This is a genomic window from Mycobacterium angelicum (assembly GCF_002086155.1).
Classification (GTDB): Bacteria; Actinomycetota; Actinomycetes; order Mycobacteriales; family Mycobacteriaceae; genus Mycobacterium; species Mycobacterium angelicum.
The window spans coordinates 1-510 of record NZ_MVHE01000259.1; the positions used below are offsets into that span (position 1 = coordinate 1).

Genomic DNA, 510 nt, shown 5'->3' on the forward strand with positions numbered 1-510 from the left:
CGCCGAACAGCGGGACTGGTTTGAGGTCTCGCTGATCCCGACGACCCGGGAGCTGACCACGCTGGGGTCCGCTGCGGTGGGAACCCGGGTGAACCTCGAAGTCGACGTAGTCGCAAAGTATGTTGAGCGGTTAATGCGGAGCGCCGGCTGACATCGCTCGCCGAGGGAGGGAGCCCCATGTCTTGCATTCCGGACGAGATCGATACGCCCGACGTGCTGATCGACCGCGACATCCTTGACCGCAACATCGGGCGAATGAGTTCCGCCGTCGCCGCGAAAGGGATCGCCCTGCGTCCCCACGTGAAGACGCACAAGCTGCCTGAGATCGCCCATATGCAACTCCGCGCGGGCGCGCGGCCTGACGGTGGCCACCATCGGGGAAGTCGAGGTATTCGTCGACCACGGCGCCGACGACGTATTCATCACCTACCCATTGTGGATCGGCACACGCCAAGCCGACCGGCTCCGTCAGCTGGCTGACCGCGCTCGCATCGCTGTCGGTGCGGGCAC

1 pseudogene is annotated in these 510 nt (G+C 65.3%); it reads left to right on the plus strand.

Annotated elements, in window-relative coordinates:
• Positions 1-151, plus strand: a pseudogene (locus tag BST12_RS29290) (riboflavin synthase); the annotation flags it as partial.
• Positions 152-510 lie beyond the last annotated feature (359 nt).